Raw genomic sequence first — 16445 nt, 5'->3', positions numbered from 1 at the left:
GGAAATGCTTCTGCGGGCGATAGTGTATTCGCAAAAGACGCTAAAATATCGAGATGCATGGAAGTAAAACGTTGGAATATCAACGTTTTTTTCTCTTTATATAGGTCCACTGTGCAAATGGGGATTTATAAAAATAAAAAGCAAAATATACACTTGAACAAAAACTGAGAACTGTACTGGATTATCAATTAGAAAAGAAATCAGCAACTGATAAGATATGGGGAAACATGGTGATGGCAGAAAACGTCACCGCTCGAATCTCTATGTCGTTGAGGATAAGTACAGAATGGTCTATCACAAAAAGAACTTGCATCAAAATAAAATATTCCCAGTAAAACAGTCATCATTCAATGAATCAAGCGGTATAATAACCATATAGAACAGAGGGATTATCATCCCCATCCGGAGGTCTATATGGCAGAAAGAAAACAACGAAAGAAGAACGAATGGAGATCGTTCAGTACTGTATCAATCATGATCGCAATTACAAAGAAACAGCCGCAAAATATGGGTGCAGTTATTCTCAGGTCTATTCATGGGTTGGCAAATATGACAGCCAGGGAACAGATGGCCTGAATGACAACCGCGGCCATCGCAAGGCAGAAGAAGACCTTACTGACAAGGAAAAACTGGAAAGGGAAAACAAACGACTGAAGGAAGAACTGAGACGAAAAGAAATAGAGGTCAAGTTCTTAAAAAAACTCAACGAATTTGGGAGAAGGCAATAGAGAATGCAGTGAAGATTGCTTAGATAACATTGCACATCAGTTTAGACAGGAGGTACTAATTGCAGTTAAACTAGAACAATAGAACAATTTTGTAAAAAGCAAAGTAAAATGCAGGAACAATTACAACAATAAAAAAGGGCAAATTCAATAGCCCCGATTAGTATTTATTTTGGACATTTTCAATGTCAACTTGATCGAATCATATCATGGAAAAAATGGCTTTTTGTATACTAGGTGACTTATTGGGAGGTGATATCCTTTTTATGTATAATGATAGATGTAATATATATAAAAACTATAGCAATTTCACCCTTTATATACTTGAAAAATAACTCTGGAAGCGTTATACTATAGGTGTTGTGAAACAAATCACATAACAGAAAACAATAAAAAGGAGATAATATTATGCAGAGATTTACTTTACCTAGAGATCTATATCACGGAAAGGGAGCTCTAGAAGCTTTAAAAACATTGGAAGGTAAAAAGGCTATCATTTGTGTTGGTGGTGGCTCAATGAAACGTTTTGGCTTCTTACAGAAAGCTGAAGATTATTTAAAAGAAGCTGGCTTTGAAGTAAAGTTATTTGAGGGTATTGAATCAGATCCATCTGTAGATACAGTTATGCGTGGTGCAAAGGCTATGGAAGAATTTGGCCCTGACTGGATTGTTGCTATTGGTGGTGGCTCTCCAATCGATGCTGCAAAAGCAATGTGGATTAAATATGAACATCCAGAATGTACATTCGAAGATATGTGTAAAGTGTTCGCTTTACCTAAATTAAGAAATAAAGCACATTTCTGTGCTGTATCATCTACTTCAGGTACTGCTACAGAAGTAACTGCTTTCTCAATTATCACAGATTATGATAAAGGTATTAAATATCCAATTGCTGACTTTGAAATCACACCTGATGTCGCTATTGTTGATCCAGAATTAGCTGAAACAATGCCACAGAAACTTGTTGCACATACAGGTATGGATGCAATGACACATGCAATTGAAGCTTATGTTTCAACAGCTCATGCCAACTACACTGATCCACTTGCAATCTGGGCTATCCGTATGATTAGAAGAGATTTAATCAATTCATATAATGGTGACATGACTGCTCGTGACAATATGCATGACGCACAGTGCTTAGCAGGTCAGGCATTCTCAAATGCTTCTCTTGGTATTGTTCACTCAATGGCACATAAGACAGGTGCAGTCTTTGCAGATTATGGTGCTCATATCATTCATGGTGCTGCTAATGCCATGTATTTACCAAAAGTTATCGCCTTCAATGCAAAAGATTCAGAAGCAAAAGCAAGATATGCACAGATTGCTGATGAATTGAAACTTGGCGGTGAAACTGCTGATGAAAAGATTGCTAACTTAATTGCTTTATTAAGAGGTATGAATGACAAGCTTAATATTCCACATTGCATTAAGCATTATGGTAAGGATTCTTATCCAACAGAAGAAGGCTTCGTACCTGAAAATGTCTTCTTAGAAAGATTACCTGAAATTGCTAAGAATGCGCTTGCTGATGCTTGCACACTTACAAATCCACGTAAGCCAACTCAGGAAGAAATGGAAAAATTATTGAAAGCTTGCTACTACGACACTGAAGTAGACTTCTAATAATTCAGGAAGGAAGAAATTCCTTCCTTTTTTTGTCATTTGCTTGATTACATCTTAAAACTGACTACAATAGTAAAGAGAAGGTGAAATGAAATGATTGCTTTCGAAACTTTATTTGCGGATGATCTTTTAAGAAAGGATAAGAATGAAGAATTTGATGAAGAAGAAATGAAAAAAGATCTTGTTGCAGATGATTCTTCCTATTGCCTTTCTGATGATGAAGAAATATGCCATCATCAGATTATCAGTGAGCATTTATCATCATTACACTTATGATTGAAGAAGATACCAGGAGCTCCTGGTATTTTCGTCTAGAGTATAGATATGGTCAGAAATAGACATTTATGTTAGAATGCCACGTGAGGTGAACGAAGTGAAGATTGGATTAGTAATGGAAGGCGGAGCCAATAGGGGCATGTTTACTGCTGGCGTGCTTGATGTGTTAATGGAAAATGGGATTGAACTTGATGCTTCAATTGGTGTTTCAGCAGGTGCAGCATTTGGCTGTAATTATGCTTCCAAGCAGATTGGCAGAGCCATACGATATAATAAGCGTTTTGCGAAAGACTGGCGTTTTGCTTCCTGGCGTTCGTTCTTTTTGACAGGTGATCTTTATGGGGCAAAGTTTGATTATGAGAAATTGCCTTATGAGCTTGATGTATTTGATTATCAGGAATTTATGAAACATGATTTCTATTGTGTTTGTACAAATGCTTTAACGGGAGAACCTCTCTATTATCATTGTGATGCCAATGACAAGAAGACAATGCAATATATTCGTGCTTCGGCAAGTATGCCAATTGTCTCCCATGCAGTGGAGGTCGATGGGATGAAGTTATTAGATGGCGGTATTGCGGATAGTATTCCTTTGGCATATTTTGAATCGATTGGTTATAAGAAGAATGTTGTTATTCTGACTCAGCCTTCTTCTTATCGTAAAGAAGCGATGAAACATAAAACAATGATGAAGATCTTGTTGAAAAAATATCCTGCTATCTATCAGAAACTTATGAAACGCCATGTGGTCTATAATAAACAGCTAAGCTATATTAAAAAACGTGCTGAGCATGGCAATGCTTTTGTCATTCAGCCACCCTATGCTTTAAATATTCCAGCATTATGCCATTCACCTGAAGAAAAGGAACGTGTTTATCAAATAGGAAGACAACAAGCCCTTAAACAGCTAGCAAGTTTGAAGCGTTTTTTAGATGAGGCCAGAAATGAAGAAAATCACTAAAATTGTCATTGCAGTGGCATTGTTTATAACGCTAGGCTATAGTGGACTCTTTCTCTATAACCGTTTGAAGGTGGATGCTGGTCAGCAGGTTAATGATGTTGTTGCCTATTTAAGCAAGAAGACCGGTATTATTGCTGATGATGAACATTTTTCGGATGTTCTTACAGCAGGGCGTGTATTGCGTAAAAAGATGATTGATCGTACACACCATATTAATCTTGTTTACTTTAGTAAAGAAAAAGAAGATTCACAAGCTTTAGCTCAACAAATCTATCAAGAAGCTATCAAACATACCGGTGTCCCCAATGAAGGAGACTATCTCCATTATTCTCTTTCAAGCGTTACGATTTCTTCAAAAAATACCCGTATTATTAATGGTTATCACTATGATTTAGCTTATGATGTCAATTATCGTACAACCCGCTTACAAGAAGAAGTAATTGATCGTCAAGTAAAAGATATTGTCAAGACTGTGAAGGGCACAAACTATCAGAAAATCAAACAGCTTAATGATTATTTAGTGAATCATATGTATTATAGTGACCAAGGTAAGGGTGAACAGTATACGGCCTATGGTGCTCTTATCAATGGACATGGTGTCTGTCAGGCCTATACTCTTGCCTATTATCGTTTATTGCTTGAAGCTAAGATTGATAATCGGATGATTACAGGGCTAAGTGTTCAACCATCAGGACGAGATAATCATACGTGGAATATTGTCAAATTAGATCATCGCTATTATGATGTTGATGTGACTTGGAATGATGCTCAAGGTCGCAAGAACATGTATTTCTTAAAAGGGGATTTGCAGTTTAGAAAAAGCCATCTTGCCAACAAGAGTTTTCATGATCCAAACTTCACTCAAAAATATCCCCTTGCATTATATGACCACTAGTTCATCACTGGTGGTTTTTCTAATAAAGCTATGGTAGAATGAGGAAGGTGATTTTATGGGAAAAATAAATTTAAAAAATGTCAATGTTGATCAAATGGATACAAAGCGTCTTTATCAGAGCTATCTTGTTCTGCTTGCCCAATATAGCGGTTTAGTACAGACCATTGAACCAACGGATGAAGAATTAGAAGAAGCAGAGAATCGTATGGAACTCACTTTGCGAAATCGTTTAAGTGAGCTTGAACTTGGGGCCAAGATTGCCATGGATCGTATTGGTGAGGAGTATGATGTATGATGAAAGAAATGATGGGTGTTCTTAAAATAGATGAAGACAACAATATCACATATAAAGCGATGCGGGACATTGAAACAAATAGACTGAAGGAATTCTTCTTTTATGCGATAGCTCAATTTGTGATTCATAAAAATGTCAATGAAATGACGAAGCAGGATGCCCGTTTTGTCTTTGATGCGTTAAGTTTCATGAATGAAGTTTCAAGCTTTGTTCAGGCAAAAATCAATCTTAGCCAGTGTCCGCCTATTCGCTCACAACAACTTGAAAGTAAAGCCTGTGAAATAGGAATTGCACAAAATGATGATGGACATCTTATCTTTGTATCAGATGATAAAGATTTACAACCCATGCATATGCTTGTTGTCATTGGAGGGGCAATGGGATGTTTATTGGAATTAGAAGATCGTGTAGATGTCTATGAGCAGCTTGTGGAAACAAGTTTCCAACATGCCTATCAAAACTAAGCTAGCCAAAAGCTAGCTTTTTTACATAACCTTATCAAAGTATTTTGTTGTATGCTATTTTTTGTAAATATGCGATTGTGACTACATGTTTTCAATAAGTGTGTGTATAATAATGGCAGGTGATAATGCATGGACGAAAGAACATTAAGGATGTTTGAGGCCAGGTTTGATTATACGAAAGAAAAGCTTGCAACTTTGGAAGAAGCAATTGATGAAAAAACCAAGCAAGGTGTAGTCATTAAGGCAATGTATGACGCCAAGCTCGGTGATTTGATCTATGAGCGTACAAAGCTATTCTATCTATGCCAGTACCTGAATAAACGTGTCTCAATCGTAAAACAACATAGAGAAAAAGGCGAATATATTTCATCATCAATGCTAGATGCAATGCTTGAATCTATGCGTATAGAGAATATCGATAAACTTGCTCAATACAAGGAGAAAGTAGAAGCAAGTAAACGATATCTTGAAAGCGACGATGTAGGCTTTTATGAAAAAGGCATTATCTATGATCAATACAAGGAAATTATCTATAAGATACATCCTGACTTGCATTATTATACATCACCTACCAATATGAATGTTTTCAAAAGAGCTCAAATGGCCTTTATTGCAAATGACTGTGTGGCCCTTGCTGATTTGAATCGACAAATATGTGAGAATGTTGAGAATCTAACTTTAAAAGAAAAGCAACAACTTCTTGAAAAAATGGAAAAGCTCATTCATCAAAAGAATATCAAACTGGAATGGATTCCTATTCGTGCGCCTTTTGATAAACAGGAACTTGTCACTAATGAAGACATGCTTAATGAAGAAAAAAGAAAATTAATGCATGATATTGAACAGTTTGAAATGATTAAAAAACAGCTAGAAGATATTATTGGTCAAATTGTCTTAAAGACAGATGCATGAGGAGGATAAATATGAATCAAAACAATGCAAAGACTACGCTGGTCGCTAAAAATGTAGAAGTAAGGCCCCATTGTGTCGTTGGTATTGGTGCAAGTGCTGGTGGCTTAGAGGCACTCCAGCAATTATTGACTTTTTTGCCTAGTGATACAGGGATGGCTTATGTCATCATTCAGCATCTTTCGCCTGATCATAAGAGTTTACTTGTTGATATCTTAGGAAAATATACTTCCATGCCGGTAGTGGAAGCAAAAGATGGCATGAAGGTGGAACGTAATACTATTTATATGTTGCCACCAAAATATAATATTGAAATTGTATCTGATACCCTTTATTTAAGTGAATACAACCATACACATATCAATCATCCAATTGATATCTTTTTAAGATCGCTAGCGAGCGCTTATGAAAATAAATCTGTTGCGGTTATTTTGTCAGGCACAGGTAGTGATGGCACAAATGGCATTCGTTCTATTAAAGAACAAAATGGTGTCATCATTGTTCAGTCGCCTGAATCAGCAAAGTTTGATGGCATGCCACGTAATGCCATTGCGACAGGCTTTGTTGATCTTGTCCTTTCACCAGATGCTATCGCTCGTGAAATGAGCCATATTTCTGCAAGTATGATGAATGTCAATAAGGATATTGAATTGACAGATAATGATTTAATGAATAAAGTCTTTTCAATACTCCAATCCGTTACTAATGTCAACTACACATATTATAAACAAACAACAGTATTAAGACGTATTGAAAGAAGAATTGTCATTACCCACAATCGTAATTTAAAAGAATATGTCACTTATCTTAATAACAATCCTGAAGAAGCTAAAATCTTAGGTAAGGAAGTGTTGATTGGGGTAACGCGCTTCTTTAGAGATCCTGACTACTTCGATGTCTTGAAGGAACGTGTTGTAAAGAAGATTGTTCAGGAAGCTTCACCTAGTGATTTGATTCGTGTCTGGGTTGCTGGCTGTTCAACAGGTGAAGAGGCTTATTCCATTGCTATTCTCTTTGCTGAAGTGATGGAAGAATTGAATATGCAAAGAGATATTAAGATCTTTGCGACTGATCTTGATGCTGATAGTGTCAATTTTGCCGGACGAGGAGTTTATGGCGATAATATCATTGAAGATGTCTCAGTAGCACGTCTTTCTCGTTTCTTCACAAGACGAGGCAGCAAATATACTGTTAATCATGAAATTAGAAGAATGTTGATCTTTGCCCAGCATAATGTCTTCCAGGATCCACCATTTGGTAAGCTTGATTTAATTAGCTGTCGTAACTTATTGATTTATTTCCAGAATGTCTTACAGAAAGACCTCTTCTCAATTTTCCATATGGCATTAAAAGACAAAGGATTCCTCTTCTTAGGACGCAGTGAATCCGTTTCAACCTATGATAATGTCTTTAAAGTTTATTGTGCTAATGAGAAGATCTTTATCCATGATGCAAGTGGCAAAATGCCAAAGCATGATCGAATTAGTTATTCTTTACAGTCTGTTGAAGATTACCTTTCACCAGTCGCCACTTATCATGCTTCATCACGTGATGTTGATCATCAGTATACATCACAGGAACTTGATACAAAGGTGCTTGAAGATCTCATGCCTGCCTGTGTTGTTATTAATGAAAAGAATGAACTTGAACATAGTTATGGGGATTGTTCACTCTTTATTACCATACCAACTGGTAAAGTGACTTTGGATATTTTCCAGCTTGTTCGTAATGACTTAAAGATTGCTGTCAGCAAGGCTTTAAAAGAAGCACGTGAAAAACAAAAGCGTGTTGCTTATGATGAAGTGCCTGTTTTGCTTGAAAAAGATCCTGAATATATTTCCATTGTTGCTACACCGCTTACTGATAAGCTTGGAGATCGAACTTCCATGACGGCTATTGCCTTTATTCGTGAGAAGCGCCCAGTGACAAAGGATATGTCAGTTTACAAGGTGGATACAGCGGCAAGTGAACGTATTAGTGATCTAGAGCGAGAACTTTCTATCACCCAGGAAAACTTGAAGAATACGGTCACTGAACTTGAAAGTGTCAATGCCGAGCTGCAGGCTGCAAATGAGGAACTTTTGACTGCAAATGAAGAGTTGCAATCTTCAAATGAAGAATTACAATCTGTCAATGAAGAACTTTATACAGTCAATTCTGAATACCAAAGTAAAGTACAAGAACTAGCTAGTGTTAATGATGATATGGCCAATTTCTTATCAACAACATTGGTTGGTATTATCATGGTTGACAGAGATCTTAATATACGTAAATTTACGGAATATATTACTTCTGAATTTAATTTGGCTGATCAGGATGTCGGACGTTCATTACGCTATATTGCTTATAACTTTGCCACCATTAATCTAATTGACCTCTGTCACCAGGTTCTCATTGACTTAAAGCCAGTAGAAATCCATTGTGCTTCAGTCACAGGTAAGACATATCTTCTACGTATCTCACCATATCGTGCTGTCAGCAAGCAGGAAGACAATAAGGCACCTGTTTCAGGTTTAGTCCTTACCTTCGTTGATACAACTTCACAGGCGAATAGTATGGCCCAGGTTGAAGAAATGGCCAAGGCACTTAAAGCGGCAACAGAGAATTCTAAAGCCAAGGAAGCCTTCCTTTCTCATATGAGTCATGATATGCGCACACCAATGACGGCAATCAGTGGTTTAACTGATTTGACATTACATATGGATTTGCCAGAGAAAGCAAGAGAAAACTTAAAGAAAATTAATGTTTCGTCTCACTATTTATTAAATATGATTGAAGAAGTTCTTGAAACAAGTCAGTTAAATGCAGGTAAGACTGTACCGGTATTTGAAGTGATGAATGAAAATTCTGTATTTGATGATGTAAATGCGATTATTTCACCTAAGGCTAAAGATTCTTCTCTTCATTATGAATCTCACTTTGAGAATTGTCAGGGACGCTATGTCTTGATTGATAGTGAGCATCTTACAAGAATACTAGTCAATCTATTAACGAATGCACTGAAATTCACAAGTGAGGGCGGACATGTCTCATTTGTCGGCAAAGCAAGTTACAAAGATGGCAAAGTTACCCATGTCTATACAATCAAAGATGATGGTAAAGGCATGAGTGCGAACTTCCAGAAACGTATGTTCTTGCCATTTGAGCAAGAAGATGAAGTCAATGAAACCCGTGACGGAACTGGACTTGGCTTGTATATTGTGAAAACGTTAGTTGATCTATTGGATGGTACAATAACTTGTAGCTCAACTCCAGGTAAAGGCACAACATTCACGTTGACATTCCAATTTGATCTCGCAACGGATGAACAAATTCATATTAGTGAAAAAGCTAATGATTCATTTGAATCTGTCATTCTTAAAGGAAAGAATGTACTTGTTGCTGAAGATAATCAGTTGAATGCTGAAGTGATTATGGAAATTCTTGCCGAAAAGGGCGTACATTCTGAATTAGCCCGTGATGGTGAAGAAGTTGTTGAGATGTTTATCAATGGTGGTGCTTATCATTATCAAGCTATCATTATGGATATTATGATGCCAATCAAGAATGGTTTTGATGCAGCAAGAGAAATAAGATCCGTTGATTCACCTGATGCCATGACAATTCCAATTATTGCCTTAACAGCTGATTCCTTTGCGGTTACAGAAGAAAAATGCTTGGCTTCAGGAATGAATGGCCATCTCTCTAAGCCAATCGATACAGAACGACTCTTTATGCTTTTGTCTAGAGAATTTGAAAGAGCAGAAAAACAAGATCAGAAGGAAGCTTAGGCTTCCTTTTTTATGAGGTAAGTATGAAACAATTAAGTTTATTTGAAAATGAGAATGAGCCTTTGGCAAGTCGGTTAAGGCCTGAAGATTTAGATGAGTTTGTGGGGCAGAGACATTTGCTTGGTAAAGATAAGATACTTTATCGCCTGATTGAAAATGACCGTGTACCATCAATGATATTCTGGGGACCACCTGGTGTAGGCAAGACAACACTTGCACGTATTATTGCTCATAAAACATCAGCGCGCTTCATTACTTTTTCAGCTGTCACTAGTGGCATCAAAGATATCAAAAATGTCATGCAGGACGCAAAGATGGCGCAAATGCAAGGCGTTAAGACAATAATTTTTGTGGATGAAATTCATCGCTTTAATAAAGCTCAACAAGATGCATTCTTGCCCTATGTTGAAAATGGCAGTATAACCCTGATTGGTGCAACAACTGAAAATCCCTCTTTTGAAGTGAACGGTGCGCTTTTATCAAGATGTAAAGTCTTTGTCTTAAAGCCGTTAAGTGAAGATGATCTTGTTGTGCTATTAAAAAATGCTTTGCATTCACCAAAAGGCTTTGGTAATCTTTTGACAGATATGACTGATGAAATGATGATGACAATCGCCCAATTTGCTAACGGCGATGCAAGAAGTGCTCTGACAACACTAGAAATGGTCATTTTAAATGCCGAGGAAGAAAATGGAGTCATTCATATCACCAAAGATAATATCATGCAAGCAACAAGCAAGAAGGCTTTACTGTATGATAAGCAGGGAGAGGAACATTATAATCTCATTTCTGCATTACATAAATCCATGCGCAATTCTGATCCTGATGCAGCAATTTATTATTTGGCACGTATGCTTGAAGCAGGAGAGGATCCTATTTATATTGCAAGAAGAGTGACGCGCTTTGCTTCAGAAGATATCGGTCTTGCTGAACCTAAAGCTTTAGAAATATGTGTAGCAGCCTATCAGGCTTGTCATTTTATCGGGATGCCGGAATGTAGTGTGAATTTAACAGAAGCGGTAGCCTTCTGTGCACTTGCTCCGAAAAGTAATGCACTCTATCTTGCCTATACACAAGCAGCGATGGATGCCAACAAGACAATGGCTGAACCAGTGCCGTTGATTTTGCGTAATGCCGAAACAAAACTGATGAAGGATTTACATTATGGCGAAGGCTATCAGTATGCACATGATGCACCCAATGCATTGACAGCTATGCCTTGTCTACCTGATCGCTTAAAGGATAGAATCTATTATCAACCAACAAATTATGGACTAGAAAAGCGTTATAAAGAAAAGTTAGAAACAATAAGAACATGGAAGAAAGCACATCAAGAGGAATACAATGATAAGAGAGATAAAGAAGGGACAACAAATTTTTAGTAAGAAAGCCAAAAGAGCGACATTAAAGGATGTAGAAACAGGTCAGGATTTATTAGAGACATTAATAGCACATAAAAATGAATGTGTTGGCATGGCTGCCAACATGATAGGCTACAATAAAGCTATTATTGCGATATGTGTAGGTAATGTCCAATATGTTATGTATAATCCAAAGATTATCAAGAAATCAGGGAAATATCTCACCCAAGAAGGCTGTTTATCGCTTGATGGCGTAAGACAGTGCATGCGTTATCAGGACATTGACATCACATACAATGATGCCAGCTTTAAAAAAGTCAATGCCCATTTTAGTGGTACGATTGCCCAGATTATTCAACATGAAATTGATCATTGTAATGGAATTGTTATTTAGGGGGCTTGGTCATGATAAAAATAAGAGATATTCATGATGAGCGGGTGAGTGCTTATAGAAATTTAAGAGAACGGGAGCTTGCCCATATCTATGAGCCAGATCCAGGATTATTTATGGTTGAAAGTCCAAAGATCATTGAACGAGCATTAAATGCCGGATATCAGCCAGTAAGTGTTTTGATGGATGAAAGAATGAATGATGAACATCTTGCCTTGCTTCCATATTTTAAAAACATTCCTGTTTATGTGGCAAGCTACGAGGAGCTTACGAAGCTGACAGGCTATACGCTAACCAAGGGGGCAATGTGTTTAATGCAACGTAAAAAGCTTTTATCACTTACAGAACTGCTGCATGATGCAAAACGTATTGCTGTATTGGATAATGTGGAGAATCCAACAAATGTTGGAGCTATTATGCGTAGTGCAGCAGCAATGAATATGGATGGTGTCATTTTAACAGATGGCTATGCTGATCCTTTGTATCGAAGAGCGAGTCGTGTTTCCATGGGGACAGTCTTTCAGATTAAATGGACAATTGTACAAAAGGGGGTGTATGAAAGACTGCATGAAAACGGCTTTAAGATAGCTGGCTTAGCTTTAAAAGAGGATGCCATTGATATTCGTAACAAACAACTGAATCAAGAAGAGAAGCTGGCAGTAGTTTTAGGAAATGAAGGGGTGGGCTTGTCTGATGCAAGCTTGAAAGAAATGGACTATAAAGTGATTATTCCGATGCATCATGGTGTTGATTCTTTGAATGTTGCTGGGGCTAGTGCAGTTGCTTTTTATCAGCTGACATGTCATCAATAGGACGATTATTCTTTACACGATCTATTTTTTTCGATAATATGCTTGTATTGTGGTGAAGAAAGAAATGAGGGAAGATAATGAATGAGATTGTCAGATATGTGATGGGTGGCGTGATTTCATCAATTGGTGAATATCTTTCTTATTTACTGGCTTTAAAGGTGCTAGGGTTTAGTCCATATATTGGTGTTATCGTTGGCTTTATTGTCAGTACGCTTATTTCCTTTATCTTTAATGAATTTGTAGTATTTAAGAAAAAGCCGGGGGAAACACGTAATCGCTGGCATGCATTAATAAAGAACTTCATGACATACCTTTCAACAGGTATTTTCTTAAAGGAATTTTTAATGTATTTATTTATTGATAGGGCACATTTTTCCCCAACATATGCGCCTATCATTATTCTTCTTATTATTGCTCCTCTTAATTATCTTATTGCCAAGCTTTGGGCTTTTAAGACTCATGCGAGCTAAAACCATTTTTAGAAAATGCAGTTTCTATGAAAAGGTTGCCATTGGTAACCTTTCTTTGTTTTTTATGTTAGAATGAAAACAAGGAGGAATATATGAAGTTAGGTATTTTAGGTACAGGCAAGATTGTTGAAGAAATGTTGCCTATGTTAGTTAAACAGAATGTTGAAAAAGTTTATCTCTTTTCTACTAAGCGAAGTGAGGAGAAGGCCAAAAGTCTAGTGGGACAGTATCATCTCGATGGCTATTTTGTAGATTTTAAGCAATTGCTTGCGAGTGATATTGATACAGTCTATATTGCTTTGCCTAATAGCTTGCATTTTGCTTATGCAAAAGAAGCTTTGCTTGCTGACAAGCATGTCATCTGTGAAAAGCCAATGACAAGCACGATTGAAGAAACAAGAAAACTGGTAGATATTGCTAAAAAGAAAAGACTCATACTCACTGAAGCTGTAACGCTTTATGCAATGCCCGCTGTTATAAGCTTGAAAGAACATTTAAATGAAATTGGAAAAATAAAAATCGTATCACTCAATTATTCACAGTATTCTAGCCGTTACGACCGTTTTAAACAAGGCATTATAGCACCAGCATTTGATCCTTCTAAGTCAGGAGGCGCACTTTATGATATCAATGTCTATAATATTCATTTTGCGATAGACCTTTTTGGTAAGCCAAAAGATATTGATTATTATGCCAATATTGAGAGAAACATTGATACTTCGGGGATTCTCTTGATGGATTATGGGGATTTCAAATTAAGTGCCATAGGAGCAAAGGATACGGCGGCACCATTAGTCAATACAATTGAAGGAGATAAGGGATATATTGTTATTGAGGCACCCGTCTCACGTATGACCCAATATGTTTTACATCTTCATAATGGTGAAGAATATGTCTATGACTTTGATGAACAAAAACATGCGATGAGTTATGAATTTAAAAGAATGATTTCTATGATTGATGAAAAAGATTATCCATTAGCAAAAGAAATGATGAACAATTCATTGATAGCAAGTGAAGTCTTGACTGAGGCAAGAAGAAAGGCAGGTATTGTATTTGATGCAGACAAGGATTAATGTCGGATTCATTGGTGCAGGTAAATCAACACACCGTTATCAGGCACCATTTATTCTTAGACGTAATGACAAATTCACAATCAAGACAATCTGGGCAAGAAATCTTAATCATATCAAATGGGAAAGAATTCCCAATGTCAATTATACCGATGACTTAGAAAGCATGCTCAATGATGAGGAAATTGAACTCATCGTTGTTTCAACGCCTGTCATGCACTATGAATATGCCTTAATGGCACTAGAACATGGCAAGCATGTGCTTGTCGAAAAGCCTTTCGCAAACACAAGTGAAGAAGCTAAAGAGATCTTTGACCTTGCTAGTCAGAAGGGATTGATGGCTATGTGCATCCAGAATCGACGTTTTGACTCAGACTTTCTAACGACACAAAAAGTCATTGAATCAGGTAAGCTAGGTGATGTCTATGAAGTAGAGATGCATTATGATTATTATCGCAAGGATGTTGTTGATGCGACTGATCATTTCGATAGCTATCTTAGCTTCTTATATGGCCATGCCTGTCATACGCTTGATCAGGCACTAAGCTATTTTGGCAAGCCCAATGATTATCATATGGAAGTCAAGCAGATTATGGGCAAAGGCAGAATGAATGACTATTTCGATATTGATTTCTATTATGACAATGCCCTCAAGGTGACAATTGCTTCATCTTATATGCGCATTAAGCATCGCCCTAGATTTATTGTATATGGAACAAAGGGAATGTTTGTGAAAGCCACAGAGGATCGCCAGGAGGCGGATCTGAAGCGCTTCTATATGCCAACTCCTGAACATCCAGACTTTGGCATGGACCGTGAGGAACATTATGGCACGATCACTTACTACAATGAACATAATGAATATGTCGAAGAGAAGGTGCCAACAGTAACGGGTGACTATAGTCGTATGTATGATGCCATCTTTGAGACAATAAGAAGCCACAAGCCTCAGCTTGTTACCCCAGAACAGACATTACTACAATTGAAATTACTGGAAGAAGGTATTGGTCAATGCGAATAATTGACACTGTCATAAAGAGCTATGCTGTTGTTTATGCAACATGCTTAGCTCTTTTTTAAAATAAAAGATTGACTCTTATAATAAATAAGAATCAATCTCTCTATGTATTGAGCTTTCTGATCATGGCTCTCTATATTTTTGCATCATGTTTTTAAAGAGTTCGGCAGTTGTAGGTGGTGTATAGGTAATAGCATTAGCACCAGCTTCAATTGTTGCCCGGATACTTTCTTCTGTTTTACCACCGCTTGCCATGATTGGAATATCAGGATTCTCTTTGCGGATCTTTGCGACAAGTTGAGCAGTGTTAGCTCCAGCAGCAACGTTAAGAATGGTTGCTCCATGTCTGATTCTTGAAGCAATATCTGTTTCTGGGCTTGTGACAGTAATGATTACAGGAATATCCACTACCTTACTTACAGCAAGAAGATTTGGGTTAGTGATTGGTGAATTCAAGACAACACCCATGGCACCAAGACTTTCCACATCTTTAGCAAGTCCGACCGTTCTTAAACCGCTTGTTGTACCTCCTCCAACACCACAGAATACAGGTGTATAGCTTGCTTCAATGATGGCTTTTGAAATGGCTTGCTGCGGTGTAAAAGGGTAGACCGCAAATACTGCATCGGCATCACAGTTTCGAATGATTGCAATGTCAGTTGTAAAAACAAGAGATTTAATTCGTCTACCAAAAATAACAATACCACTTGCTTGACGAATAACAGGTGGCATTTCTAAAATATTATGTCGAAGCTTCGTTGTGATGTAAGGAATTTTCTTTTTATCAATATGTTCTTCCATACTTTGACCTCCCTATAGCTTTCATTATAACATATTCTTATGATTAAAAAGAAGTTACAATCATCTCATTTAAAAGATTTTAATAATTGTGCTATAATCATAATATCAAGGAGGATTGAACAAATGGATAATGAAAGAGGATCATTAGAATATCGTTATGATACCCAGTTATTAATCGAAGGACATGACTTGGATGAAGATGATATTCATGATTATATTACGGAACATTTTAAAGGTGACTGCTTGCTTGCGGTAGGCGATGAGGATTTGATTAAAATTCATTTCCATACAAATGAACCATGGGATGTTTTGAAGTATTGTCGTACACTTGGCGAAATCTATGATATCGTTGTAGAAGATATGGATCGCCAGGCTAGAGGCCTTAAAGGATAAAGGAGAGGAAACTCTCTTTTATTTTGCCTTAAAAAGGCTGATTTTTGGCTGTCAGCAACTTTTTTGCAAAAAAAGATGAAAAAAGGCTTTACAAGAGAAAAGGGCAATGGTATAGTTAATAAGCACTCAGCAAGGAGTGCAAGCCGAACACTGATAACTGAACAGAAACACGTCAGATAAAACAAGAATTGACATTCGGAAGAAT

The 16445-nt window shown here is 37.1% G+C and carries 16 protein-coding genes and 1 pseudogene; 16 read left to right on the top strand and 1 reads right to left on the bottom strand.

Translation table 11 applies throughout. From position 1 onward, the window contains the following. Positions 1–431: 431 nt before the first annotated feature. From FYJ79_RS11520 to FYJ79_RS11450, 15 genes and pseudogenes are all read left to right on the top strand, one after another. Positions 432–728: pseudogene (locus FYJ79_RS11520) on the top strand (helix-turn-helix domain-containing protein); the annotation flags it as partial. Between the two features lie 405 nt (positions 729–1133). After that, the gene (locus FYJ79_RS11515) at positions 1134–2351 is read left to right on the top strand and encodes an iron-containing alcohol dehydrogenase (RefSeq protein ID WP_154518553.1); all 1218 of its coding nucleotides are present in this window, start codon (positions 1134–1136) and stop codon (positions 2349–2351) included. Positions 2352–2444: 93 nt separating this feature from the next. Then, positions 2445–2627: a hypothetical protein gene (locus FYJ79_RS11510; RefSeq protein ID WP_033162566.1), complete on the top strand. Its 183-nt coding sequence runs from the start codon at positions 2445–2447 to the stop codon at positions 2625–2627. Positions 2628–2724: 97 nt separating this feature from the next. Beyond that, the gene (locus FYJ79_RS12765) at positions 2725–3588 is read left to right on the top strand and encodes a patatin-like phospholipase family protein (protein ID WP_326803885.1); all 864 of its coding nucleotides are present in this window, start codon (positions 2725–2727) and stop codon (positions 3586–3588) included. Continuing rightward, entirely contained in the window at positions 3572–4483 is a 912-nt protein-coding gene (locus FYJ79_RS11500) for a transglutaminase domain-containing protein (RefSeq protein ID WP_195837087.1), read from the top strand. The genes FYJ79_RS12765 and FYJ79_RS11500 overlap by 17 nt, the downstream gene beginning before the upstream one ends. Positions 4484–4538: 55 nt before the next feature. Next, positions 4539–4778: a hypothetical protein gene (locus FYJ79_RS11495; protein ID WP_154518544.1), complete on the top strand. Its 240-nt coding sequence runs from the start codon at positions 4539–4541 to the stop codon at positions 4776–4778. Beyond that, positions 4775–5242, top strand: coding sequence for a hypothetical protein (locus FYJ79_RS11490; RefSeq protein WP_154518541.1), 468 nt, complete (start codon positions 4775–4777; stop codon positions 5240–5242). The genes FYJ79_RS11495 and FYJ79_RS11490 overlap by 4 nt, the downstream gene beginning before the upstream one ends. A 129-nt stretch (positions 5243–5371) precedes the next feature. Next, positions 5372–6154, top strand: coding sequence for a hypothetical protein (locus FYJ79_RS11485; protein WP_154518537.1), 783 nt, complete (start codon positions 5372–5374; stop codon positions 6152–6154). Between the two features lie 11 nt (positions 6155–6165). Continuing rightward, complete coding sequence (locus FYJ79_RS11480) at positions 6166–9921, top strand: chemotaxis protein CheB (RefSeq protein ID WP_195837086.1); 3756 nt, start codon at positions 6166–6168, stop codon at positions 9919–9921. Between the two features lie 23 nt (positions 9922–9944). Next, positions 9945–11303: a replication-associated recombination protein A gene (locus FYJ79_RS11475; protein WP_154518530.1), complete on the top strand. Its 1359-nt coding sequence runs from the start codon at positions 9945–9947 to the stop codon at positions 11301–11303. After that, on the top strand, positions 11266–11676 hold the full coding sequence (locus tag FYJ79_RS11470) for a peptide deformylase (RefSeq protein WP_154518527.1): 411 nt from the start codon (positions 11266–11268) through the stop codon (positions 11674–11676). The genes FYJ79_RS11475 and FYJ79_RS11470 overlap by 38 nt, the downstream gene beginning before the upstream one ends. 11 nt (positions 11677–11687) lie before the next feature. After that, entirely contained in the window at positions 11688–12485 is a 798-nt protein-coding gene (locus FYJ79_RS11465) for a TrmH family RNA methyltransferase (protein ID WP_154518524.1), read from the top strand. 77 nt (positions 12486–12562) lie between these two features. Beyond that, complete coding sequence (locus tag FYJ79_RS11460) at positions 12563–12955, top strand: GtrA family protein (protein WP_154518521.1); 393 nt, start codon at positions 12563–12565, stop codon at positions 12953–12955. A 92-nt stretch (positions 12956–13047) separates the two neighbouring features. Continuing rightward, a complete protein-coding gene (locus tag FYJ79_RS11455) occupies positions 13048–14031 on the top strand; it encodes a Gfo/Idh/MocA family protein (RefSeq protein ID WP_154518518.1) in 984 nt (327 codons plus the stop codon). Continuing rightward, positions 14015–15049 (top strand): Gfo/Idh/MocA family oxidoreductase, encoded by a 1035-nt coding sequence (locus FYJ79_RS11450; RefSeq protein WP_154518515.1) that lies wholly within the window; start codon positions 14015–14017, stop codon positions 15047–15049. The genes FYJ79_RS11455 and FYJ79_RS11450 overlap by 17 nt, the downstream gene beginning before the upstream one ends. A gap of 120 nt (positions 15050–15169) precedes the next feature. On the opposite strand, the gene FYJ79_RS11445 is transcribed toward FYJ79_RS11450, so the two are convergent. Next, entirely contained in the window at positions 15170–15847 is a 678-nt protein-coding gene (locus FYJ79_RS11445; RefSeq protein ID WP_154518512.1) for a beta/alpha barrel domain-containing protein, read from the bottom strand. A gap of 123 nt (positions 15848–15970) precedes the next feature. On the opposite strand from FYJ79_RS11445, the gene FYJ79_RS11440 reads away from it, so the two are divergent. Further along, entirely contained in the window at positions 15971–16240 is a 270-nt protein-coding gene (locus FYJ79_RS11440; RefSeq protein WP_033162555.1) for a dihydroxyacetone kinase, read from the top strand. Positions 16241–16445 lie beyond the last annotated feature (205 nt).

The sequence above is a fragment of the Sharpea porci genome (assembly GCF_009695655.1).
Lineage (GTDB): Bacteria > Bacillota_I > Bacilli_A > Erysipelotrichales > Coprobacillaceae > Sharpea > Sharpea porci.
The sequence above is the reverse complement of the archived record's forward strand: the minus strand, read 5'-3'. Positions and strand labels throughout refer to the sequence as shown.